Raw genomic sequence first — 24,793 nt, forward strand, 5'->3', positions numbered from 1 at the left:
ATATGAACGCTCTCGCTGGCAAAACGGTATTGGTTACACGTGCCCAGCATCAAGCAAAACAAATGAGTGTAGCGGTGAAAGAAATGAGCGGAATTCCATTGGAAATTCCGCTTTTGCGTATGGAAGGTATGTCTCATACGCAAATTCAACATATTGAAGAGCAGCTACATTCATACGACTGGGTTATTTTTACGAGCAGAAATGGTGTAGCTTTCTTTCTAGATAGTTTAAAAAAGAAACTACCGCTAACCATTAAAATCGCTGCGGTAGGTGTGAAAACAAAATTAGAGTTAGAAAAAAGGGGCTATCAAGTTTATTTTGTTCCGACTTCATTTGTTGCAGAAGCATTTGCAGAAGAGTTTCTAAAAGAATTAAGTGGAAACGAACGTATTTTATTTCCGAAAGGGAATTTAGCAAGAGAGGTAATTCCGGTTGCACTTCGGGAAATTGGTGTTTCTCTAGATGAGCTAATCGTATACGGTACGAAAGTGAATATAGAAAAAAAGCAAGAACTTATAGCAGCATTGAAATTAGGGAAAGTAGACATTATTACATTTACGAGCCCTTCAACTGTTACTAGTTTTGTTCGTTTACTTGAGGGTACAAACTGGAGAGAATGGACAAAAAAATGTACAATTGCTTGTATAGGACCTATTACGGAAAAAGAGGCAAGTCTTTATTTTCCGTCTGTTATTGTGCCGAAAGAGTACACTGTAGAAGCATTACTACAATATGTTTGTGAATCTATAAAATGAAAGAATGGGGATAGAAATCTATGAACTCTTTACAATTTAATCGTCATCGTCGTTTAAGACAAAGCGGGGGCATGCGTGCACTTGTGCGTGAAACGTTTTTACATACCGAAGATTTTATTTACCCTATTTTTGTATTAGAAGGTGAAAATGTTCGTAATGAAGTTCCTTCTATGCCGGGCGTATATCAAATGTCTTTAGATTTATTGCAAGCTGAAATGCAAGAAGTTGTTGATTTAGGTATTCGTTCTGTTATTGTATTTGGTTTACCTGCTGAAAAGGATGAAGTTGGATCATCAGCATATTGTGATCATGGAATTGTACAACGTGCTATTCAGCAAATTAAAGGTGATTTCCCTGAGCTAGTAGTAGTTGCAGATACATGTTTATGTCAATTTACAAGCCATGGTCATTGCGGTGTAATTGAAGATGGGATTATTTTAAATGACGAGTCTCTTGCAGTTCTTGCGAAAACAGCTGTAAGTCAAGCGAAAGCAGGAGCGGATATTATTGCGCCATCAAACATGATGGACGGCTTCGTAACAGCAATTCGTCATGCATTAGACGAAAATGGTTTTGGACACGTGCCCGTTATGTCGTACGCTGTGAAATATTCATCAGCATTTTATGGACCATTCCGTGATGCTGCGCACGGTGCACCGCAATTTGGTGACCGTAAAACATATCAAATGGATCCGGCGAACCGTATGGAAGCATTCCGTGAAGCAGAATCAGATGTAATGGAAGGTGCAGATTTCTTAATCGTAAAACCAGCTCTTTCTTACTTAGATATCGTTCGTGATGTGAAAAATAACTTTAATTTACCAGTTGTCGCTTATAATGTAAGTGGTGAATATTCGATGATTAAAGCGGCAGCGCAAAATGGTTGGATTAATGAAAAAGAAGTTGTTCTTGAAAAATTAATTAGTATGAAACGTGCAGGGGCAGATTTAATTATTACGTATCATGCAAAAGATGCAGCAAGATGGTTACAAGAAGGAGGCGCTAAATAATGAAAAAGTTTGATAAGTCAATTGCAGCGTTTGAAGAGGCGCAAGGCTTAATGCCTGGTGGCGTAAATAGCCCGGTTCGTGCCTTTAAGTCTGTTGGGATGAATCCGTTGTTTATGGAGCGTGGAAAAGGCTCTAAGGTATATGATATCGATGGGAATGAATACATCGACTACGTATTATCATGGGGTCCTTTAATTCATGGTCATGCAAATGATCGTGTTGTAGAAGCGTTAAAATCTGTTGCTGAAAGAGGTACAAGCTTCGGTGCACCAACAGAAATTGAAAATAAATTAGCAAAACTTGTTATTGAGCGCGTGCCATCAATTGAGATTGTGCGTATGGTTAACTCTGGAACGGAAGCAACAATGAGTGCACTACGTTTAGCTCGTGGTTATACAGGTCGTAATAAAATCTTGAAATTTATTGGTTGTTACCACGGTCATGGTGATTCGTTATTAATTAAAGCTGGTTCTGGTGTGGCGACTTTAGGTTTACCAGATAGTCCTGGTGTACCAGAAGGTGTAGCGAAAAATACGATTACAGTAGCTTATAACGATTTAGAAAGCGTAAAATACGCGTTTGAACAATTCGGTGATGATATTGCTTGTGTAATTGTAGAACCAGTAGCAGGAAATATGGGGGTTGTTCCTCCGCAGCCTGGATTTTTAGAAGGTCTTCGTGAAGTAACAGAACAAAACGGTGCATTGCTTATTTTTGATGAAGTAATGACAGGGTTCCGAGTAGCTTATAATTGTGGCCAAGGTTATTATGGCGTAACGCCTGATTTAACATGCCTAGGTAAAGTAATCGGTGGTGGTTTACCGGTAGGAGCATACGGTGGTAAAGCGGAAATTATGCGCCAAGTTGCGCCAAGCGGACCGATTTACCAAGCTGGTACTTTATCAGGTAATCCACTTGCAATGGCGGCAGGTTATGAAACGTTAGTACAGTTAACGCCAGAATCATATGTAGAATTTGAGCGTAAAGCTGAAATGTTAGAAGCTGGATTACGTAAAGCAGCTGAAAAACATGGCATTCCGCATCATATTAACCGTGCAGGCTCTATGATTGGTATTTTCTTTACAGATGAACCCGTTATTAATTACGATGCAGCAAAATCTTCAAACTTAGAATTCTTTGCGGCTTACTATCGTGAAATGGTAGAACAAGGTGTATTCTTACCACCATCTCAATTCGAAGGTTTATTCTTATCGACAGCACATAGTGATGCAGATATTGAAGCGACGATTGCAGCAGCTGAAATTGCAATGTCAAAATTAAAATAATGTATTAGAGAAAAATCGCTCTCCATAAGGGGGGCGATTTTTTTTATTCATAAAGTAAGCTTCCCACACATAAATCTGTAATGACATATAGTTTGGGAGGGGGAAAAGAAGTGGCTACAGATCATTCGTTACGATTTTCATTAAAAGAATCTGTTTGGTTCCAAAAGGGACAGGAAGTCGATGAACTTTTGTCAATTTCGTTAGATCCAGACGTTGAGATAGAAGAGCTTGATCATGAAGTAATCGTGAGAGGGCAATTAGATTTAACGGGAGAGTATGTTGCACGAAAAGATGATTCGGCGTATTCATTAAGAGAACTATCGCCAGCAAAGTCAATTGATTATGTAGAAACAAGGGAAGATGGGGTTAATGAACTTGTTCATTCCTTTCCGCTTGAAATATCAATTCCGAGAAATCGAGTGAAAGTAATTGAAGAGCTATATGTATCAATTGAGGAATTTGATTATGAATTAAAGGAAAATGGTTGCTTACAATTATTAGCGGATATATCTATTAGCGGTTTGTGTGATGAAGAGAGAAACGAGGATGAAGCTGAAGAGGAAGAAACGGTGTATGCCGAGTTAGAAGAAGATTCAGCGCAAGAGGATGAAAATAGACCGGCGCCGCATGTAGAAGAACCAGCATATAAGGAATCAGATGAGTGGGAAGATTACGCATTTGAACCGTTCCAATTAGAGGAAAGAAAAGAGCAGGAATTAGAAGAAGAGAAGATAGAGGAACATGAATTTGTGGAGCGTGAAGAGGAGCAGGAAACAACGCCGCAATTTGAACTGTTCGGACGAAAAGATTTCAAGAAAGAAAAAGCGAAAAAGCAGGAAGAACAAGAAGAAGAGTACTCACAGCGAGATGAAAATGCGCTTTATTTAACAAAACTATTTACGAAAGAACCGGAAGAAGAATTTACAAAGTTAAGAATGTATTTCGTGCAAGAAGGGGATACAATTGAATCTATTGCAGACCGTTATGAAACGTCTGTACAAAATTTATACCGTGTCAATCAAACAGAAGATATATTTTTAAATACGGGGCAAATTATTTATATTCCCGTTTCAAGGGTAAAGGCGAAATAAGGAAGTGAGTGTTTTCACTCACTTCCTTTCTTAGAGGCTATGTTTTGAATAGAAAGGGTTATTCGTATGGATATTGAGTTGCGAAATCACTATGAACCTATCGTGAGGCAATATAGATTGGATACGCAGCATATGGAAGAGCACGGAAATGTAATGAAAATTTATACGAATCAAGGTCCATATGCACTCAAGAAAATAGAAGGCAGAAAGTTAGAGCGGAATAACTTTCTGCATCATATTCAATATTTGAAGGAGAAAGGTTTTTCAAATTATGTACCTATATATCATGCGACGGATGGAAGTTATATTTTAAGTGACGGGACGTATAATTATTATTTAATGCCTTGGTTAGAACGTGCAGAAGGAAACGGTGAGGACAATGATCAATACCATAAAATGTTTCAGACACTTGGAACGTTGCATCAAAAAACTGTGAAGGAAGAAACGTATACGGAAGAAGATTTAGAAAAACATTATACAAGTATATCCGATCGTTGGGAAAATGATGGTGAGATGTTAGAAGAGTTTCTCGTGGAATCTGAATCAAAATGGTATATGTCCCCGTTTGAATTGCAATATTGTACGTACTATCATCATGTAATGAGAGCGCGTGAATTTGCAACGAAGCAATTAAATGAGTGGAACGATGCGATGAAAGAAAAGGAGAAAACGCGTATTACTTTTGTGCATGGTAATGTGTCACTGAATCATTTTTTATTTGACTATGAACGGAATGGCTATTTTATTAGTTTAGAAAAATCGAAGTTTGCAACGCCTGTGCAAGATATAGTAGGTTTTTATTCACGGTCTTTAAACACATATCCAATCGCAAGAAGTGATCGGTTTGAATGGTTTCAAATGTATCAAAAAAATTTCCCTTTTACGAAAGAAGAGCAACTACTTATGTTTGCGTATATGACGTATCCATCGCAATTTATTCGGCAAATCCAGTCTTATAAGAAAAGAAGAGATAATCGTAACGAGGAAAATGAACTGCGCGGAGTAAAGAGTTTGCAACAATCGCATTGGCTCGTTAGCAATATAGAATATTTCCTGTCACAATTACAAGCTGCCCAGCAAGGGAACGGATAAAGTAAAGGCATTCCCCGCTTATGATTAGCCTTCACTAATCGGGCGTTTATGGGCAGCAGGGTTCCCGCCTAACTTTTTTACTTCAGCCAAATTTTGAGGTGGGGGTCTTACTGCCCGCAAATAACGGGATAAAGAAGATAAGTAGAGAATGCTACTTATCTTTTTTTGTATTCACCCGAAAAGTCATAGTTTTAAATTTAACTTGACGAATAAGGTTTCGTTTTTTACACTATTGTATATAATAATTAACAATCATATAAATGCCTTGAAGGGGAAGAGTATAACATGAAACGTCTTCAGAGAGGAGAATCATTAGCTGGGAGATTCTCTAGATAGTTATGTTAGAAGGTAGCCCTGGAGCATCTTTTCTGAACGGAATAGTTCTTATTAGGAAAAGACGGATTTGTCCGTTATCAAATTAAGAGTATAAGCAAATTATGAATTTGTTTGTAAATAAAGGTGGTACCGCGATGTCCCTCGTCCTTTTTGGATGAGGGACATTTTTTATTTTAAGGAGGGAAAATAATGTCAAACACGGAAAAGAATTTACCAACTAAATATGATCATATGTCCGTTGAAGAAGGCCTTTATCAATGGTGGCTTGAAGGCAAATATTTTGAAGCAACAGGAGACGAGAAGAAACAACCGTATACAATTGTAATTCCACCTCCGAACGTAACTGGTAAGTTACACTTAGGTCATGCTTGGGATACAACTCTTCAAGATATTTTAACTCGTACGAAGCGTATGCAAGGATACGATGTACTATGGCTTCCAGGAATGGACCATGCTGGTATCGCAACACAAGCGAAAGTAGAAGGAAAACTTCGTGAAGAAGGTATTTCACGTTACGATCTTGGCCGTGAAAAATTCCTTGAAAAAGCTTGGGAGTGGAAAGAAGAGTACGCTTCTCACATTCGTCAACAATGGGGGAAAGTTGGTTTAGGACTAGACTATTCTCGTGAACGTTTCACATTAGACAAAGGTTTATCAGATGCGGTTAATAAAGTATTCGTTCAATTATACGAAAAAGGCTTAATTTACCGTGGTGAATATATCATCAACTGGGATCCAGCAACACGTACAGCTCTTTCTGATATTGAAGTAATTCATAAAGAAGTTCAAGGTGCATTCTACCATATGAACTATCCGTTAACAGATGGTTCTGGTCACATTCGTCTTGCGACAACTCGTCCAGAAACGATGCTTGGTGATACAGCAGTAGCAGTTCATCCAGAAGACGATCGTTACAAACATTTAATCGGAAAAACAGTTACACTTCCAATCGTAGGCCGTGAGATTCCGATTATTGCTGATGAGTACGTAGAAAAAGATTTCGGAACGGGCGTTGTAAAAATTACACCAGCTCATGACCCGAATGACTTTGAAGTAGGTAACCGTCATGACTTACCACGCATTTTAGTAATGAACGAAGATGGATCGATGAACGAAAAAGCTGGTAAGTATAACGGTATGGATCGTTTCGAATGCCGTAAAGAATTAGTAAAAGACTTACAAGAAGCTGGCGTATTAGTAGAAATCGAGCCACATATGCATTCAGTAGGTCATAGTGAGCGTAGCGGTGCAGTTGTTGAGCCTTATTTATCAACACAGTGGTTCGTAAAAATGGCTCCACTTGCTGAAAAAGCAGTAGCGCTTCAACAAAAAGAAGAAGAAAAAGTAACGTTCGTACCAGAGCGTTTTGAAAACACATATTTACGTTGGATGGAAAATATTCATGACTGGTGTATTTCTCGTCAATTATGGTGGGGACACCGTATTCCAGCTTGGTACCATAAAGAAACTGGTGAAGTATACGTAGGTACAGAAGCACCAGCAGATATTGAAAACTGGAATCAAGATAACGATGTACTTGATACATGGTTCAGTTCAGCATTATGGCCATTCTCCACACTTGGTTGGCCAAATGAAGATTCAGCAGACTTCAAACGTTACTATTCAACAGATGCACTAGTAACGGGTTATGATATTATCTTCTTCTGGGTATCTCGTATGATTTTCCAAGGTTTAGAGTTTACAGGCGAGCGTCCATTTAAAGATGTATTAATTCACGGTTTAGTTCGTGACGAGCAAGGTCGTAAAATGAGTAAATCTCTTGGTAACGGTATTGACCCAATGGATGTTATCGAGAAGTACGGTGCAGATGCAATGCGTTTCTTCTTATCAACAGGAAGTGCACCAGGTCAAGATTTACGTTTCAGCATGGAAAAAGTAGAATCTACTTGGAACTTCATTAATAAAATTTGGAACGCATCACGTTTCGTATTAATGAACATGGATGATATGAAGTATGAAGAAATCGATTTAACTGGTGAAAAATCAGTTGCGGATAAGTGGATCTTAACTCGCTTAAACGAAACAATCGAAAGCGTAACACGTAACATGGATAAATATGAGTTCGGTGAAGCTGGTCGTTCATTATACAACTTCATTTGGGACGATTTCTGTGATTGGTATATTGAAATGGCGAAACTTCCACTATACGGTGAAGATGAAGCAGCTAAGAAAACAACTCGTTCTATTTTAGCTTACGTATTAGATCAAACAATGCGTCTATTACACCCATTCATGCCATTCGTAACAGAGAAAATTTGGCAACATTTACCGCATGAAGGCGAGTCTATTACAGTAGCTGCGTGGCCAACAGTTCGCGAAGATTTACAAGATACGGAGGCTGCGGCAGAAATGCACCTTCTAGTTGATATCATTCGCTCTGTTCGTAACATCCGTGCAGAAGTAAATACGCCAATGAGCAAAAAAGTTCAAATGCAAATTAAAGCAAAAGATGAGGCTGTACTTGCTCAACTTACGAAAAATAGCTCTTACATTGAGCGTTTCTGTAACCCAAGCGAATTAACAATTCAAACGGACTTACAAGCGCCAGAAAAAGCAATGACTGCAATCGTATCAGGTGCAGAGTTATTCTTACCGTTAGCTGATCTTATCAATCTTGATGAAGAGAGAGCTCGTCTTGAGAAAGAACTTGAGAAGTTCGATAAAGAAGTAGAACGTGTACAGAAGAAACTTTCTAACCAAGGTTTCGTAGCGAAAGCTCCTGCAGCGGTTATTGAAGGAGAGCGTGCGAAAGAGCAAGATTACCTAGAAAAACGCGAAGCAGTTCGTCAACGTCTAGCAGATCTTGAAAAGTAAAAATATTTTTAGAGACTCACTATATTGGTGAGTCTCTTTTCTTTGCGTATAATAGAACTATGAAAGTTGTCTTTTGAAAGGGGAAAAATATACGTGATACATACATACGAAGAAGCGATAGGGTGGATTCATAGCCGATTGAAATTTGGTATTAAACCAGGATTAGAAAGAATGAATTGGATGCTAGAAGAGCTCGGAAATCCAGAGCGTCATATAAAATGTGTTCATCTTGCTGGTACAAATGGAAAAGGTTCAACGTTAACATATATGCGTTACATGTTAGAAGGCGCGAAATATAAGGTAGGAACGTTTACCTCTCCTTACATCGAATCATTTAATGAACGCATTAGTGTGAATGGAACACCAATTGCAGACGAAGAGATTACTGAACTTATAAAGCTGGTAAAACCAGTCGTGGAAAAACTAGATGAAACGGATTTAGGGGAAGCGACAGAGTTTGAAATTATTACTGTTATGGCGATTTGCTATTTCGGCAAATTCAATTTCTGTGATGTTGTTTTATTTGAAACAGGGCTTGGTGGACGTTTTGATTCTACCAATGTTATACACCCTGTTCTCACGATTATTACGAATATCGGTCACGATCATATGCATATTTTAGGAAATACACTAGGAGAAATTGCATATGAAAAGGCGGGGATTATTAAGTCTGGCGTGCCGGTAATTACTGGTGTACAAGATGAAGAAGCTTTGCAAGTCATTCAAAATGTTGCAAAGGAAAATCATGCAAACTTATACGAGATGGGCAACCATTTTACAGCATTACATAAACAGTCTAGTGAAGATGGAGAACAGTTCGATTTCACTTGTCCTTTCGCCTCTTTTGAAGATGTGCGAATCACAATGAAAGGCAGCCACCAAGTAGGAAACGCAGCACTTGCGCTTATGGCAGTCATGTATGTAAAAACATACTTATCATTTTTAATTGAGGAAGAAGAAATAAGAACTGGATTACAGGAAGCGTATTGGGTGGGGCGCTTTGAAAAACTGCAAAGTAATCCAGATATTATTATAGATGGTGCTCATAATCCAGAAGGTATCGAAAGCCTTGTGAAAACAGTAGAAGCGCATTACAAAGATAAAAATGTAATAGTGTTATTTACTGCCCTTGGTGATAAACAATTACATAACATGGTAGGCCAATTAGAAACCATTGCAGATGAAATTATTTTTACAACATTCGCCTTTGATCGTGCTATTTCTGCTGATAAGCTTGCATCATATTCACAGAAAGAATCAAAATTAGTTTTTGAAAATTGGAAAGAGGCAATTGATACAAAAGTTGAAATGATAGCAGAAAATGATGTTTTTATCATAACAGGTTCTCTTTATTTCATTTCTGAAGTACGAAAATATATTTGCGAGAAAAACTAGATAGTCTTTGCTATCTAGTTTTTTTGTTCTACAAATGAAGTCAAATGCATACATATAAGATAAATATATAGGGTTATTTGGCGAATTCCTCTGACAAATATCTCGTTTTTTTATGAAATGAATATGATATGATGCGGACAACGATAAGAGGTGAGGTGTGAGTGTATGGACAAGCAATCACGAACGATCTCAGTGAAAGTGAATGGAACAGAAGCGAAGTATGAGGAAAAAAAGAAAGATGAATTTGAATGGATGGTAGTAGAAAGTGAACGACCGAAAAATGTTGTTCCGTTTCAAAAAGCGAAATCAATGTCTGTGGAAAAATACCGAAAGAAGTGGAGTAATACATTAATTGTAATCGTTGCAACTGCAATCATTATCGGTACGGCGTTTGGAATGGGGATGCTTCATTTACTTACTGGACAAGGAACGACAGGAGGAAGTGAAGTGACAGCTTCAAGGCCGACTGGAAATGGAGAATCAAAGGTGGGTGGAACGGCAGAACAAACACCAGCATCGAAAGAAGAAAAACAAAAAGCACAAGCAGGAACGTCATTGGATCCAATGAAATTATTTTTTGTTCAAGGGGGGCTTTATTCTTCTGAAGAAAAGGGACAGGCAGCTCTTGAAGAATGGAAAGGCAATGGGGGCATTGGTGCTTTGAGACCGAGCGGTGATAAGTATGCAATAGTTGTTGGTATTGCTAGCGATGAACAGTCTATAAATCAATTAATGACTAAGTATAAAAATGATGGTGTCTCCGTTTTAAAAAAGAACTGGGATATAACAGATAAAGCATTGCTGAAAGATGATAAAGAAGTAGGAACATTTTTAACAAAAGTGCAGCCATTATACACTCATTTAGCAAAATATGCTTCTAGCGTACAAGTTGGTGGAAAAAGCAGCGCAAAAGATATAGAAGCAATTGAAAAAGAATGGAAAAAGGTTGAAAAAGAAGGGAAAAGTATGAAACAAGAAGAAGCGAAGAAACTGTATATGTATACGTCGGTAGCTGTACAAACAGTAAAAGATGGGAAGATGGATAAGGAATCTTTGGCGAAATTAAATCAAGTTATTATTGATGGTTTACTCTCGTATGAAAAAATTGTTTCGTAGAAAGTGAAATGATAGGATAATAAAATGATAGGATAATAAAATGAGTAAGAAAGAAGTACATGTACTTCTTTCTTTTCTTTTGAATTTAGAGCAAAGTGCTTTCTCTATGACAGGAATATAATCGTATGCAATAAAGAAGTGTTATTTTAGTTAGAGAAATTAATATTTCTTTCATTTGTGGACAAACTATTCCTTTGATACGATTAATATAAATTGTTCTGCTTCATGTGAGAAAGGAAGGAGAAAATATGAGAAAAATAATTTTAGCTTCAGGGTCACCTCGGAGGAAGGAATTGCTTGAGTTAGCTAGTGTGCCATTTGAAATCGTTGTAAGTGAAGTAGAGGAAACAATTGGTGCATATTCATCGCCTTCTGATATTGTAATGTCGCTTGCCTTGCAAAAAGCATCAGCGGTGGCAGAAAATAATAGTGATCACATTGTGTTAGGTGCAGATACAATTGTTACATATGAGTCGCGTATTCTTGGTAAGCCTTCTAATGAGGATGAGGCGAAAGAGATGTTGCAATTACTATCAGGGAAAACACATGAAGTGTATACAGGTGTTGCAATTATAGCAAAAGAAAAAACGGTTACTTTTTATGAGCGTACAGAAGTTACATTTTGGGAGTTAACAGAAGAGGAAATTGATACATACGTCGCGTCGAAAGAACCTCTTGATAAAGCCGGTAGTTATGGGATTCAAGGTAAAGGATCTATTTTCGTTCAAAATATTCAAGGGGACTACTATAGTGTAGTTGGCTTACCAATTGCACGTCTCGTTCGGGAATTAAAACAATTTGATATTGATGTAACCCATGCGTAAAATTGCATGGGGTTTTCTTTGAGAGAACAAATAAAGGGGTGGAGAGATGAACGGTATTCGTGATGTTGTAAGAGAAGAACAGCCACGGGAGCGTTTATTGTTAGAAGGTGCTGGAAGTTTATCAAATCGAGAGCTTCTCGCAGTGTTACTCAGAACAGGTTCTAAAGAAGAAACAGTTTTAAAGTTGTCAGATAAAATTTTACATCAATTTGATGGCTTACGTATGTTGAAAGATGCAACATTAGAAGAGCTAATTAGTATACATGGTATTGGGATTTCAAAGGCATCGCAACTTATGGCAGCCTTTGAACTAGGCAGAAGAATGGTACGTTTAGAATATCAAAATAGATATAGTATTCGAAGTCCAGAAGATTGTGCGAAATACATGATGGAAGAAATGCGTTTTTTACAACAAGAGCATTTTGTTTGTTTATATTTAAATACAAAAAATCAAGTTATACATAGGCAAACGATCTTTATTGGAAGTTTAAACACGTCAATTGTACACCCGAGGGAAGTTTTTAAAGAAGCCTTCCGTCGTGCAGCAGCCTCTATCATATGTCTTCATAACCATCCCTCAGGAGATCCCACGCCGAGCCGTGAAGATATTGCAGTAACAAAACGCTTAGTAGAATGCGGCCAGATTATCGGAATTGAAGTGCTTGATCATATTATAATAGGTGACCATAAATTCGTGAGTTTAAAGGAAAAAGGTCATATTTAAGACTATGCTTTTTACTTATTTTGTTTTATAATGTGATTTATGAGTTTTTTGTAGAAATTTATCTACAAAAAGGATAAAGATATAAAAAACGTACTGTTTTTATAATATAAAGTAAGAAAAAATGAGTCCGTGAAAACAAGAAAGGAAGATAAATAATATGTTTGGATTTGGTGGATTTACTCGCGATCTTGGAATAGACTTAGGAACTGCGAACACGCTTGTATATGTAAAAGGAAAAGGTGTAGTTTTACGTGAACCTTCAGTAGTTGCGTTACAAACTGATACGAAACAAATCGTTGCTGTAGGTAGCGATGCAAAACAAATGATTGGTCGTACACCAGGGAACGTTGTGGCACTTCGCCCGATGAAAGACGGTGTAATTGCTGATTATGAAACAACTGCAACAATGATGAAATATTACATTCAACAAGCTCAAAAATCAAACGGTTTCTTCTCACGTAAGCCGTATGTAATGGTATGTGTACCATCTGGTATTACAGCTGTAGAAAGACGTGCAGTAATCGATGCGACTCGTCAAGCGGGTGCTCGTGATGCTTATCCTATCGAAGAGCCATTTGCAGCAGCAATTGGTGCAAACTTACCTGTTTGGGAACCAACTGGTAGTATGGTTGTTGATATCGGTGGCGGTACAACAGAAGTTGCAATTATTTCTCTAGGTGGTATTGTAACAAGCCAGTCAGTCCGTGTTGCTGGTGATGATATGGACGATTCAATCATTCAGTACATTAAGAAAAGCTATAACTTAATGATCGGTGAAAGAACAGCTGAAGCATTAAAATTAGAAATTGGTTCTGCAGGCGAGCCAGAAGGTATCGAGCCTATGGAAATTCGCGGTCGTGATTTAGTAAGTGGTTTACCAAAAACAGTACTAATTCAGCCAGAAGAAATTGCAGATGCATTAAAAGATACAGTAGATGCGATTGTAGAATCAGTTAAAAATACGTTAGAAAAAACTCCACCTGAATTAGCGGCTGATATTATGGACCGCGGTATCGTATTAACAGGTGGCGGGGCATTACTACGTAATTTAGATAAAGTAATTAGTGAAGAAACGAAAATGCCAGTTCTTGTTGCAGAAGATCCATTAGATTGCGTAGCAATTGGAACAGGTAAAGCATTAGACAATATCGATCTTTTCAAAACTGCTGCTCGATAATATTGCAAAATAAAAATCAGTGAAATTAAGAGGGTGTGAACGTGCCACAGTTTTTCTTAAACAAAAGATTAATTGTTTTGTTGGTTAGTATTATTCTTCTCGTGGCATTGATTGGAATCTCATTGAAAGAACGGAACAGTTTAACATGGCCAGAGCAGTTTGTTAAAGATACTGTCGGTGTTGTAGAACGTGTATTCCAAAAGCCAGCGAAATACGTAGCTGGATTCTTCGAAAATGTAGAGGATGTAAAGCGCACGTATGAAGAGAATAAAGAATTAAAAGCAAAATTAGATAATTATGCAGGTCTATCAGGGAAAGTAAAACAATTAGAAGATGATAACAAGAAGTTACAAGAGCTAACTGGTAAAAAAGAGTTAAATAGCGGGTATACTGAAATTCCAGCTACTGTTGTTTCTCGTAATCCAGATAAATGGTACGATTTAATTGGAATTGATAAAGGGGCACAGCAAGGAATTAAAAAAGATATGGCTGTAGTAACTTCACAAGGGTTAGTTGGAAGAGTGAAAAGTGTATCTCAGTTTACATCATCAGTAGAATTACTAAGTTCTATGAGCCGAACAAATCGCGTTTCTGCTATTGTACAAGGGCAAGAGAAAATCTTTGGATTGATTGAAGGTTATGACAAAGAAAAGCAATTACTTCTTTTCACAAAGATTGGCTCTGATGCACCGGTAGAGAAAGATCAACTAGTTGTAACATCTGGACTGGGTGATATTTTCCCGAAAGGTCTTGTAATTGGAAAAATCGTTGAAGTTCAGCCGGATGCATATGGCTTAACAAAAACAGCTTATGTAAAACCTGCCGCTGATTTAAATGACGTAGAGCATATTACGGTTGCTAAACGTGCAACACCTTCAGCGCCATTAGAATAGGAGGAGAAGAAGAGATGATGAAGATATTAAAAAGAGCAGCTCTTCCTCTTTTGCTCCTTTTTGTGTTTCTATTTGAAAATATGTTTGCTACTGTTGTTCCAACGGATGTATTTTGGAAAGACAGCATAGCAGCACCGCATTTCTTTATAATCGTCTTATGTTTTATTACAGTGTATTATAGTCCGGTCCAAGGGATTTATTACGGACTATTATTTGGCTTCTTATTTGATACCGTATACACAGAACTTGTCGGGATATATATTTTTGCTTATCCGATTTTAGCTTATTTAGTATATAGTGTGATGAAAGTACTACAATTGAATTTATTTATTGTTGTTTCTATCATATTAGCTAGCGTTGTAGCACTAGAGTATTATGTGTATGGATTCTTAACTTTATTAGGACGTACTCATATGCCAGCGTATGTCTTTTTCACAGATCGTCTCCTTTCTACTTTATTGTTAAATGCTATTTTCTTATTGATAGTTTGTTTCCCACTGAGACGATATATAGTGCGTCTTTCAAAAGCGATGGAAGAAAAAGAAAAAAGGATTTTCTAATTTTATGTCGAATTGAATCGGTGGGGTGAACTTTAGTGGAAGAAAAAAAGCAACAAAATGTAACGATAAAAGGGACAAAAGATGGGATAACGCTTCATTTAGATGATTGTTGTTCATTCTCAGAATTATTGATGGAATTAGACGAAAAACTTTCTACACATTACTACGATGGTGATGGGCGCTCTTTAATTGAAGTGCATGTGAAAGTAGGAAATCGTTATTTAACAGAAGTCCAACAAGAAGAGATTCGTACGTTAATTCGTAATAAAAAGAATCTTGTTGTGGATTCAATTGAAAGTGATGTTATCACTAAAGCAGAAGCAATAGCTTGGAAAGAAGAAACAGAAATTGTCCCTATTTCCAAAATTGTTCGCTCTGGACAAGTTTTACATGTAAAAGGAAATTTGTTGTTAATTGGAGATGTTAATCCAGGCGGAACGGTTATCGCTGGGGGGAATATTTTTGTCGTAGGATCATTAAGAGGAATTGCACATGCTGGGTATTATGGGGATTCGGATGCTGTAATCGCTGCATCTGTTATGAACCCGATGCAACTTCGAATTAGTGATGTGGCAATGCGGGCTCCGGAAGAGAAAGAAGACGGAGCGGAGGCGGCAGAATGTGCGTATATTAATGAGAACAATCACATTGTTGTCGATCGCCTGCAACTTCTCACTCATCTTAGACCTAATTTAACAAAGTTAGAAAGGGGAATTGTATAGCTGTGGGAGAGGCAATAGTAATTACATCTGGAAAAGGCGGAGTAGGTAAAACTACTACATCTGCGAACATTGGTACGGCCCTAGCGTTATCTGGAAAGAAAGTGTGCTTAATTGACACAGATATCGGTCTTCGAAATTTAGACGTAGTAATGGGGCTGGAAAATCGTATTGTATTTGATCTTGTTGATGTCGTTGAAGGGCGTTGCCGTTTACCTCAGGCTCTTATTAAAGACAAACGTTTTGATGATCTTTATTTATTACCTGCAGCACAAACGAGTGATAAATCAGCGGTAACACCTGAACAAATGGATGAATTAATACAAGTATTACGTCAAGATTATGATTACATATTAATCGATTGTCCTGCGGGGATTGAGCAGGGATTTAAAAATGCGGTAGCTGGTGCGGATAAAGCAATCGTTGTTACGACTCCAGAAGTATCCTCAATGCGCGATGCGGATCGTATTATTGGGCTTTTAGAAAAAGAGGATATTGAACCACCCAAACTTGTTATTAACCGTGTACGTAGTCATATGCTTCATGAACAGGATATGTTAGATGTTGATGAAATTGTACGTACATTGTCAATCGAGCTTCTTGGTGTTGTCGAAGATGACGATGAAGTTATTCGAGCTACAAATACAGGTGAACCTGTGGCGTTGCAACCAAGCGGAAAAGCAGCGTTGGCTTATCGTAATATTGCAAGACGCTTGTTAGGTGAGAATGTACCATTACAAGCATTTGAACAAGAAAAGGTATCGGTATTTGCAAAGGTGAAAAACTTCTTTGGAATCCGTTAAGAGCACTTCGCACATATGCGAGGTGCTTTCTTTTTTCTTCACACGAATATCTTTCTTTCTTAGCTCATACATATGTACAAACTGTATACAACTGTTTCTAATGAAATTAGCTTAACGAAAGAAAGGAGACAGTATGAAGAATAGACGCGTAGAAGAAATTAAAAAGCGGATTGCAAAAAGGAAGGCCGAGCAAGAAAGGATGGAGGAAGAGCAGTATTTTAACGGAGGGAATTTTGATAGTGAAGCAGTATTTATTGAAGATGGAGAAAAGGAAATGCATCCTTTATTTCGAAAGGAAGTCTTTTTCTTCAAAGTTTTATTATCAGCAATATTAGTTCTTTCGGTTGCTATTTTATATAAGAATGCTCCTTCTTCATTCAATGGAGCTAAAGCTGTTACAGAAAAAGTGATGAAAGAGGAATTTCAGTTTGCTACTGTAGCGAAATGGTACGAAAAGCAATTTGGAAAACCGCTTGTATTCTATTCGCCGAACGAGAAAAAAGAAGGAAGTATTCAGCAAAAAGATTATGCAATTCCTGCTTCTGGAAAGGTAATGCAAGGGTTTCAAAAAAATGGCCAAGGTGTATTTGTCCAAACAGCTACAAATGCAAAAGTGGAGTCAGTAAATGAAGGGTTAGTTGTTTTTGCAGGCAAGAAAGAGGAACTTGGAAATACAGTTCAAATTCAACATGCAGATGGTACGGAGTCATGGTATGCAAACTTAAACGATATGTCAGTGAAATTATATGATTACGTTTCAAAGAAACAAAAAATTGGAACGGTGAGTAATGATACAAATGATAAAAATGGAAAGTTTTATTTCGCGATAAAAAAGAATGAGAAATTTATTGATCCGATCCAGGTGATATCATTTGATTAAATATAGGGACGTTTTAACGAAAATTTCCGTGCATCCATTATTTTGGGTTATTATTGTCATTGGTATTTTTACTGCGCGTTTTAAAGAGTTACTACTGTTATTTTGTATTGTTCTTATTCATGAACTTGGGCATGCTTTTGCAGCAGCACACTATAATTGGCGTATAAAAAGAATTCAGCTTTTGCCGTTTGGTGGCGTTGCCGAGCTTGAGGAACATGGTAATAAGTCATTGAAAGAGGAACTTGTTGTCGTAATTGCAGGACCGATTCAACATGTTTGGATGATGCTGGTAGGTTATATGTTGTTCAAAGCTGGTTGGCTGAATGCAGATTTATATTATTTCTTCATGTGGAATAATATAATTATTTTAGCATTCAATTTACTTCCTATTTGGCCGTTAGATGGCGGGAAAGTATTGTTTAATGTATTATCATATCGTTTCCCTTATTTACAAGCACATGAAAAGATGATGCAATTGTCATGTGTTTTTTTTAGTGTAATATTAGGATGGCAGTTACTTTGGAATAGTAACAATATTATGATGTGGGTACTACTCATATTTTTAGCAGTGTCATTATATCAAGAGTGGAAACAAAGACGGTATGCATTTATGCGTTTTTTATTAGAACGTTATTATGGAAACAAAAGAGGAATCGAAAAGATTGCACCTATTGAAGTGCAAACGGAAGATCGTTTATATACGATCTTCACAAAATTTCGTAGAGGATATAAGCATTCTATTATCGTCCGTGGAAAATATAAAGAGCATTACACATTGGATGAAAATGAATTGCTCTATGCATATTTTACTGAAAAACGAACAACTTCATCAGTTGAAGAATTAATCGGTTAGTGTTGACGATAGCACTAACCTTTTATTATTGTAAAAGCAAAGAAGATTATAAAGTGAGGAAATAATTTTGAAAACGTTATATGTGAATTATGCTGGTTCGGAAAAGCGCGTTGCAATTGAAGAGAAGAAAAAGATTGTTGAGTTTTTATGGAAACGTAATGAAGAGCAAGAGATTGTTGGGCATATTTATGTTGGACGTGTCGTAAGAACAATTGCTGGAATGAATGCAGCTTTTGTAAACATCGGTTTAGAAAAACATGCTTACCTTTCATACGATGATGTACCATCTTCTTATCGTATACATGAAGGGCAAGCGATACTCGTACAAGTTGTGAAAGAGGCAATTGATACGAAAGGGCCTAAATTGACAGCGAATATAGAATTTACCGGGAAATATGTCGTTTATATGCCGTTTGATGAGATGCGCGCTGTTTCTCGAAAAATAAAAAATAATAAAAGAAGACAACAGTTACTCCAAATTGAAATAGAGGGAACGGGGGGGTACATTTTCCGTTCTGCTTCTGAAAAAGAAGCAATTGAAGAAATACAAGCTGAAATGCAAGGGTTACAACAGTTGTATGAAGAGTTAAAAAGAAAAGAGGGTCAAGGAAAGGTGCCGTTATTACTTCATCGACCGGCGACCTTTTTAGATCGTGTATTTCAAGAGAATCCAATTGAAACAATTGAAAAAGTAGTTGTAGATACAAGAAGTATAGTAAAGGAATTAGAAGACAAAGTTGGAAAAGAAAAAGTATCTTTTTATAATGAAAAGTCTTCGATGTTTAACTATTTTGGAATAGAGCGTGAGATTGAGAAAGCACTCCAAAAAATTGTTTGGCTTCCAAATGGTGCTTATTTAATTGTAGAACAAATGGAGACGATGACTGTAATTGATGTGAATACGGGCAAGTTTACGGGAAAACAAAATTTACAAGATACAGTACTTCGCACAAATGAGCTAGCCGCTGAAGAAATTGCACGCCAATTAAGACTTCGTGATATTGGTGGTATGATATTAATTGATTTTATTAATATGAAAAAAAGAGAAGATAAAGAAAAGGTAAGAGAATGTCTCATAGCTGCTATGCAAGGTGACCGAACATATACAAGGGTGCTCGGCTTTACGGAGCTAGGGATTTTGGAAATGACACGTAAACGTAAAAAGCATTCTTTACGGGACGTATTATTAAAAGAGTGTGTACCTTGCAAAGCGACGGGTTATGTGATGTCGCATGAAACAATTGCGTATGAGTTAGAGAGAGAACTAATCACATATGGCAATATAGAAGATGAAGCAGTATTAATCGCTGCGCCTAAAGAACTGCAAAAACAGTTTTTGCAAAAAGGATTACAAAAAAATATTCCATTTGAAATTTATTTCAAAGATGATATTATCGAAAAGTATGCTATCGTTCGTTTTGGAAGTAAAAAAGAAATTGTAGAACGGAAAAAATAGTTAGCAGAACATTTATTGACAACCGTCTATGATTCATGATAACATCTTTATGTTATAGTTTATAGCACCTAAACGGCTATATGCTACAACCGCACAAGACAGGTTCCCTAAAGGCATTTATGTCTACCTCGTTTTTGGCGAGTCTTAGTAATTAAGAGGAGGTGCAAGTATGTACGCAATTATCGAAACAGGTGGAAAACAAATTAAAGTTGAAGCTGGTCAAGCAATCTACATTGAAAAATTAGATGTTGAAGCTGGTGAAACTGTTACTTTTGACAAAGTTCTTTTCGTTGGTGGCGAAAACGTTAAAGTTGGTAGCCCAGTTGTAGAAGGTGCAACAGTTACTGCGAAAGTTGAAAAACAAGGTCGCGCTAAGAAAATCATCGTTTTCAAATACAAAGCGAAAAAGAACAATCGTAAGAAACAAGGTCATCGTCAACCTTACACTAAGCTAGTTGTTGAAGCTATCAACGCTTAATTCTGGTTAACATGATTAAAATTACGATAAGTCGCACGAAATTAGGAAGTATCCAATCATTTAAAATGACTGGACATGCCGATTATGCGCCACATGGACAAGACCTTGTCTGTGCTGGAACTACAGCGGTTGTGTTTGGTTCTATAAATGCAGTGGAAGAACTTTGTAATGTGCAAGCAACTATTGAACTCGGAAGTGATGGCGGATTCTTAACGTATGAATTGCCTAATGATTTAGACGTTCATGCAGCAGAAAAAGCACAAACGCTTTTAGAAGGATTAGTTGTTTCGCTTAAGACGATCGAACTTGATTACGGAAAGTATATCCGTTTAATAGAAAAAGTGCAGGAGGTGTAACGTATGTTAAGATTAGATCTTCAGTTTTTCGCATCTAAGAAAGGTGTAGGTAGTACAAAGAACGGTCGTGACTCTCAGTCAAAACGTCTTGGTGCTAAACGCGCAGATGGTCAAACGGTTACAGGTGGTTCAATTCTTTACCGTCAACGCGGTACAAAAATTTATCCAGGTGTTAACGTTGGTCGTGGTGGCGATGACACTTTATACGCGAAAGTTGACGGCGTAGTACGCTTTGAGCGTCTTGGTCGTGACCGCAAACAAGTGAGCGTATATCCTGTTGCTCAAGAAGCATAAGAACTCACGGAAAACTCTAACCTGAGTGCAGGTTAGAGTTTTTCTATATTAAGGGGTATCTAAATGAATGAAAAATGGACAATTATAGATGCATTGCGCCATTCAAGACATGATTGGCTCAATCGTATGCAGATGGTGAAAGGAAACCTTTCCCTTGGAAAAGTGGAAGAAATTCATAGTCTCATCGATCGTTTTGTCCAAGAAGCGAGACAAGAATCCAATCTGATGGGGCTATCAATGCCTTTATTTTCAGAGTGGATTTTAACATATAATTGGAAACAGCAGCCGTGCTTATTGGAGTACGAAGTATTAGGGAAATTACATAACTTATCTCACTTAGATGAGACTGTATGTACATGGACGAATCAATTTTTCTCGATGCTTCAGCATAGTTTAGACGTATATGTTGAAAATTATGTTTGTATCACAATTGAATGTGACGCGGATAATGCTCGTTTCTTTTTTGATTTTCGTGGTAAGCTAACGAGTGTAGAAGAACTACAGAATTGGCTTGCGACCCAAAACAATAAATGGTATTCCATTTCTTATACAGTGCGAGACGAAGAAGTCTCAGTTATATTACAACCAATTGAAAAAAGTGTGGTGAAATAATGTTTGTAGATCAGGTCAAGATATATGTAAAAGGCGGCGACGGTGGTAATGGTATGGTTGCGTATCGTCGTGAGAAGTATGTACCAAAAGGTGGCCCAGCAGGTGGCGACGGAGGTAAAGGTGCAGATGTTGTTTTCGTAGTTGAGGAAGGCTTACGTACATTAATGGACTTCCGCTACCAACGTCATTTCAAAGCTGATCGCGGTCAGCACGGAATGAGTAAAGGTCAGCACGGACGTAAATCTGAAGATTTACTTGTAAAGGTTCCGCCAGGAACAGTAGTAAAAGATGAAAAAACTGGTCAAATTCTTGCCGATTTAGTAACGCATGGACAAACTGCTGTAATTGCAAAAGGTGGCCGTGGTGGCCGTGGTAACTCACGTTTCGCAACAGCTACGAACCCAGCGCCAGAAATCGCTGAGAACGGGGAACCAGGTCAAGAGCGTGATGTTATTCTAGAACTTAAAGTACTAGCAGACGTTGGACTTGTTGGATTCCCAAGTGTAGGTAAATCTACATTATTATCTGTTGTATCATCAGCGCGTCCGAAAATTGCAGAGTATCACTTCACAACAATCGTTCCGAATCTTGGTGTTGTTGAAACTGGTGATAACCGCAGCTTCGTTATGGCTGACCTTCCAGGACTAATTGAAGGCGCACATGCTGGCGTCGGACTTGGACACCAATTCTTACGTCATATTGAGCGTACACGTGTAATCGTGCATGTTATTGATATGTCTGGTTTAGAAGGCCGTGATCCATATGAAGATTACGTAACGATTAATAATGAATTGAAAGAATACAATCTTCGCTTAACTGAGCGTCCGCAAGTTGTTGTTGCAAACAAAATGGATATGCCAGATGCAGAAGAAAACTTACAAGCATTTAAAGAGAAAGTGGGAGACGAAGTAAAAATCTTCCCAATCTCAGCTGTAACAAGACAAGGTGTTCGTGACTTACTGTTTGAAGTAGCGAACTTAATAGAAACAACACCAGAATTCCCAATACATGAAGTTGCGGATGAGTCTGATACAAGTGTAATGTACAAATTTGATACTGAAGGTGTTAAATTTGAAATTACACGTGAAAGTGATGGCACGTTTGTTATCTCTGGTTACGATATCGAGAAAACATTCAAGATGACAGACTTCTCACGTGATGAATCTGTACGTCGTTTCGCTCGTCAAATGCGCGGAATGGGTATTGATGAAGCGCTTCGTGCACGTGGTGCAAAAGACGGAGATATTGTAAAAATTCTTGAATATGAATTTGAATTTATCGATTAAGACTGCCGAAATACGGCAGTCTTTTTTTATATCGTAAAAATCGGATTTATATAGGAAAAAATCCCCACTAATTAAATTTTCAATTTATAATAAAAAGGGAGTGGTTTTTAGAAGAATTTTTTATGGGGAGAAAACGAACATGTATAAAATATTAATTGTAGAAGATGATGAGAAAATCGCGGGAATATTAGAAGAGCATTTAGAAAGATATGGCTATCAATCATTTAGAGCAAGTGATTTACGTCAAATAAAAGATGAGTTTGTAAAAGTGAATCCTCATCTCGTGTTACTTGATATTAATTTACCGTACTTTGACGGTTTTTATTGGTGTCGTCAAATTCGTACTGTATCGAATGCGCCAATTATTTTTGTTTCTGCAAGAACAGGAGAAATGGACCAAGTAATGGCGATTGAAAATGGCGGCGATGATTATATTACGAAGCCATTCCATTTAGATATCGTAATGGCAAAGGTGAAGAGTGCGCTTCGCCGTGGTTACGGAGAGTATGCTTCTGCTGCTGAGAGTGATTGTTTAGGTGTAAATGGACTGTTGTTATTCCCGTCTCAGCATATTGTTGAGTGGCAAGGACAACAAACTGAACTGACAAAAAATGAGTTTTACTTATTAGAGTGTTTAATGAAACAGGTGAATCAATATGTAACGCGCGAAGAACTGTTAGAAGCTCTATGGGATGAAGTAGCATTTGTGGATGATAATACATTAACCGTAAATGTAAAACGTGTAAGGAAGAAACTAGAGGAGTTAGGCATTAAAAATGCAATTGTAACGAAACGTGGATATGGTTATGCGCTTCTTACGGAGTGGGGCGAAGGGCATGAAGGTTAAAATTTACCTCATGGACCGCTTTTCTTTAATTCTTTCTTATATTGTTAGCCTTTGTTTATTTGGGCTCGTTTTACAGTTGCAAAGTCTTTTAGAAAAGCGATCCATTGATTGGAGTACATGGTTATATGGACTTTTATTAGGAACAGTTGTGTTTACTGTATACCTCATTTACGATTACCGAAAACGGAGTGTGTTTTTAAAGAGGATCGAAAAGTATGTTACTGGTGGAAATACATTACATGACTCTTTACTTATTGATGAATCTTATACATCAGAGCAAGAAATGGTCGTTGAATCTTTTACGTTATTAAGACAGCAATATATGAATGAAGTTCATAAACAGCATGCGAAAGAGCAACAGCAAATGATATTTATGAACCAATGGATTCACCAAATGAAAACACCAGTATCTGTTATTGAATTATTGCTGCAAAAGTTTGGCAAAGAGCATCGTGAGGCAAGAGCAACAGTTGAAAGTATTCGTGAAGAAAATAACCGTATACTAAATGGTTTAGATTTAGCGTTACATATGGCAAGACTAGAGCAGTTTGCGAAAGATTATAAGGTAGAAGTAGTAAATGTTATAGATGTCGTGCGAGGTATTATTAATGAAAATCGGAAATCCTTCATTCAATCGTCTGTATTTCCGAAAGTGATGTTTGAAGAAGATACTTGTATGGTTGCCTCTGATAGAAAATGGCTAAGTATTGCTATAGGTCAAATTGTTGTAAACGCAATTAAGTATACAAAAATTTCAGCGGCAGAGAAAAAAGAAATTCAATTTCAAATTCAAGAGAAAGACCAAAAGGTGTTATTACATATTAAGGACAATGGAATCGGTATTCCAGAGCAAGATGTAAAGCGTATATTTGATCCATTCTTTACGGGGGTAAATGGCCGTAAAACGAGAGAAGCGACTGGAATGGGTTTATATATTACGAAGGAAATTTGCGATAATTTACATCATGGAATGTATGTTCAATCGGCTGAAGGAGAAGGGACAACATTCACGTTCCAATTTGCAAAAGATGAAGAATATCATACATTGATGAGAAAAATGACAAAACTGTAAGATAACAAAACGTTTTGTAAGGGAAATCACTCGTTTCTTTTTC

The 24,793-nt window shown here is 37.4% G+C and carries 25 protein-coding genes and 2 other annotated features; all 25 genes read left to right on the forward strand.

Translation table 11 applies throughout. The features are described 5' to 3' along the window. The first annotated feature begins 2 nt into the window (after nucleotides 1-2). The 25 genes from hemD (at nucleotide 3) to MR136_RS01565 (ending at nucleotide 24,750) form a co-directional block, all read left to right on the forward strand. Complete coding sequence (hemD, locus tag MR136_RS01445; protein WP_061457732.1) at nucleotides 3-755, forward strand: uroporphyrinogen-III synthase; 753 nt, start codon at nucleotides 3-5, stop codon at nucleotides 753-755. Between the two features lie 20 nt (nucleotides 756-775). Next, entirely contained in the window at nucleotides 776-1,765 is a 990-nt protein-coding gene (gene hemB, locus MR136_RS01450) for a porphobilinogen synthase (RefSeq protein ID WP_001087065.1), read from the forward strand. Then, a complete protein-coding gene (gene hemL, locus MR136_RS01455) occupies nucleotides 1,765-3,051 on the forward strand; it encodes a glutamate-1-semialdehyde 2,1-aminomutase (RefSeq protein ID WP_061457731.1) in 1,287 nt (428 codons plus the stop codon). Before hemB ends, hemL begins: the two co-directional genes overlap by 1 nt. A gap of 80 nt (nucleotides 3,052-3,131) precedes the next feature. Next, entirely contained in the window at nucleotides 3,132-4,142 is a 1,011-nt protein-coding gene (gene spoVID, locus MR136_RS01460; RefSeq protein ID WP_135277375.1) for a stage VI sporulation protein D, read from the forward strand. A gap of 66 nt (nucleotides 4,143-4,208) precedes the next feature. Continuing rightward, complete coding sequence (ysxE, locus tag MR136_RS01465; protein WP_000350658.1) at nucleotides 4,209-5,234, forward strand: spore coat protein YsxE; 1,026 nt, start codon at nucleotides 4,209-4,211, stop codon at nucleotides 5,232-5,234. A gap of 256 nt (nucleotides 5,235-5,490) precedes the next feature. Further along, nucleotides 5,491-5,722 (forward strand) — a binding site (T-box leader). A 37-nt stretch (nucleotides 5,723-5,759) separates the two neighbouring features. Continuing rightward, a complete protein-coding gene (locus MR136_RS01470) occupies nucleotides 5,760-8,405 on the forward strand; it encodes a valine--tRNA ligase (RefSeq protein WP_000072244.1) in 2,646 nt (881 codons plus the stop codon). 93 nt (nucleotides 8,406-8,498) lie between these two features. Then, nucleotides 8,499-9,800, forward strand: a complete 1,302-nt coding sequence (locus MR136_RS01475; RefSeq protein ID WP_061457729.1) for a bifunctional folylpolyglutamate synthase/dihydrofolate synthase — start codon at nucleotides 8,499-8,501, stop codon at nucleotides 9,798-9,800. 165 nt (nucleotides 9,801-9,965) lie between these two features. Next, nucleotides 9,966-10,916 (forward strand): hypothetical protein, encoded by a 951-nt coding sequence (locus MR136_RS01480; RefSeq protein WP_061457728.1) that lies wholly within the window; start codon nucleotides 9,966-9,968, stop codon nucleotides 10,914-10,916. Between the two features lie 248 nt (nucleotides 10,917-11,164). After that, entirely contained in the window at nucleotides 11,165-11,740 is a 576-nt protein-coding gene (locus MR136_RS01485) for a Maf family protein (protein ID WP_001226291.1), read from the forward strand. A gap of 46 nt (nucleotides 11,741-11,786) precedes the next feature. After that, nucleotides 11,787-12,464 carry a RadC family protein gene (radC, locus tag MR136_RS01490; RefSeq protein WP_001013390.1) on the forward strand — a complete coding sequence of 226 codons (678 nt, stop codon included), beginning with the start codon at nucleotides 11,787-11,789 and terminating at the stop codon, nucleotides 12,462-12,464. Between the two features lie 157 nt (nucleotides 12,465-12,621). Further along, nucleotides 12,622-13,641, forward strand: coding sequence for a cell shape-determining protein MreB (gene mreB / locus MR136_RS01495; protein WP_000466736.1), 1,020 nt, complete (start codon nucleotides 12,622-12,624; stop codon nucleotides 13,639-13,641). Nucleotides 13,642-13,682: 41 nt separating this feature from the next. Then, nucleotides 13,683-14,534, forward strand: coding sequence for a rod shape-determining protein MreC (gene mreC, locus MR136_RS01500; protein ID WP_001135488.1), 852 nt, complete (start codon nucleotides 13,683-13,685; stop codon nucleotides 14,532-14,534). Nucleotides 14,535-14,548: 14 nt separating this feature from the next. Next, nucleotides 14,549-15,094, forward strand: coding sequence for a rod shape-determining protein MreD (gene mreD, locus MR136_RS01505; protein ID WP_000975766.1), 546 nt, complete (start codon nucleotides 14,549-14,551; stop codon nucleotides 15,092-15,094). 35 nt (nucleotides 15,095-15,129) lie between these two features. Further along, entirely contained in the window at nucleotides 15,130-15,816 is a 687-nt protein-coding gene (minC, locus tag MR136_RS01510) for a septum site-determining protein MinC (RefSeq protein WP_000391521.1), read from the forward strand. A gap of 2 nt (nucleotides 15,817-15,818) precedes the next feature. Further along, the gene (gene minD, locus MR136_RS01515) at nucleotides 15,819-16,616 is read left to right on the forward strand and encodes a septum site-determining protein MinD (RefSeq protein WP_000503309.1); all 798 of its coding nucleotides are present in this window, start codon (nucleotides 15,819-15,821) and stop codon (nucleotides 16,614-16,616) included. Nucleotides 16,617-16,749: 133 nt separating this feature from the next. Continuing rightward, nucleotides 16,750-17,496: a stage IV sporulation protein SpoIVFA gene (gene spoIVFA / locus MR136_RS01520; protein WP_000797471.1), complete on the forward strand. Its 747-nt coding sequence runs from the start codon at nucleotides 16,750-16,752 to the stop codon at nucleotides 17,494-17,496. Further along, complete coding sequence (gene spoIVFB / locus MR136_RS01525; protein WP_000599058.1) at nucleotides 17,489-18,349, forward strand: stage IV sporulation intramembrane metalloprotease SpoIVFB; 861 nt, start codon at nucleotides 17,489-17,491, stop codon at nucleotides 18,347-18,349. Before spoIVFA ends, spoIVFB begins: the two co-directional genes overlap by 8 nt. Nucleotides 18,350-18,416: 67 nt before the next feature. Beyond that, on the forward strand, nucleotides 18,417-19,805 hold the full coding sequence (locus tag MR136_RS01530; RefSeq protein ID WP_061457727.1) for an Rne/Rng family ribonuclease: 1,389 nt from the start codon (nucleotides 18,417-18,419) through the stop codon (nucleotides 19,803-19,805). 77 nt (nucleotides 19,806-19,882) lie between these two features. Then, nucleotides 19,883-19,960: a sequence feature (ribosomal protein L21 leader region), on the forward strand. A 14-nt stretch (nucleotides 19,961-19,974) separates the two neighbouring features. Then, nucleotides 19,975-20,283: a 50S ribosomal protein L21 gene (gene rplU, locus MR136_RS01535; RefSeq protein ID WP_000270907.1), complete on the forward strand. Its 309-nt coding sequence runs from the start codon at nucleotides 19,975-19,977 to the stop codon at nucleotides 20,281-20,283. An 11-nt stretch (nucleotides 20,284-20,294) separates the two neighbouring features. Beyond that, nucleotides 20,295-20,639, forward strand: coding sequence for a ribosomal-processing cysteine protease Prp (locus tag MR136_RS01540; RefSeq protein WP_001973720.1), 345 nt, complete (start codon nucleotides 20,295-20,297; stop codon nucleotides 20,637-20,639). 3 nt (nucleotides 20,640-20,642) lie between these two features. Next, nucleotides 20,643-20,933 carry a 50S ribosomal protein L27 gene (gene rpmA, locus MR136_RS01545; RefSeq protein WP_000944958.1) on the forward strand — a complete coding sequence of 97 codons (291 nt, stop codon included), beginning with the start codon at nucleotides 20,643-20,645 and terminating at the stop codon, nucleotides 20,931-20,933. A 63-nt stretch (nucleotides 20,934-20,996) separates the two neighbouring features. Beyond that, nucleotides 20,997-21,545, forward strand: coding sequence for a sporulation initiation phosphotransferase B (locus tag MR136_RS01550; protein ID WP_001003584.1), 549 nt, complete (start codon nucleotides 20,997-20,999; stop codon nucleotides 21,543-21,545). Then, nucleotides 21,545-22,831 (forward strand): GTPase ObgE, encoded by a 1,287-nt coding sequence (gene obgE, locus MR136_RS01555; RefSeq protein WP_000497128.1) that lies wholly within the window; start codon nucleotides 21,545-21,547, stop codon nucleotides 22,829-22,831. The genes MR136_RS01550 and obgE overlap by 1 nt, the downstream gene beginning before the upstream one ends. Nucleotides 22,832-22,970: 139 nt before the next feature. Further along, on the forward strand, nucleotides 22,971-23,678 hold the full coding sequence (locus MR136_RS01560; RefSeq protein WP_000276723.1) for a response regulator transcription factor: 708 nt from the start codon (nucleotides 22,971-22,973) through the stop codon (nucleotides 23,676-23,678). Then, nucleotides 23,668-24,750 carry a HAMP domain-containing histidine kinase gene (locus tag MR136_RS01565; protein WP_242259243.1) on the forward strand — a complete coding sequence of 361 codons (1,083 nt, stop codon included), beginning with the start codon at nucleotides 23,668-23,670 and terminating at the stop codon, nucleotides 24,748-24,750. The genes MR136_RS01560 and MR136_RS01565 overlap by 11 nt, the downstream gene beginning before the upstream one ends. Nucleotides 24,751-24,793 lie beyond the last annotated feature (43 nt).

The organism is Bacillus cereus group sp. BfR-BA-01311 (genome assembly GCF_022664295.1).
GTDB classification, from domain to species: domain Bacteria; phylum Bacillota; class Bacilli; order Bacillales; family Bacillaceae_G; genus Bacillus_A; species Bacillus_A cereus.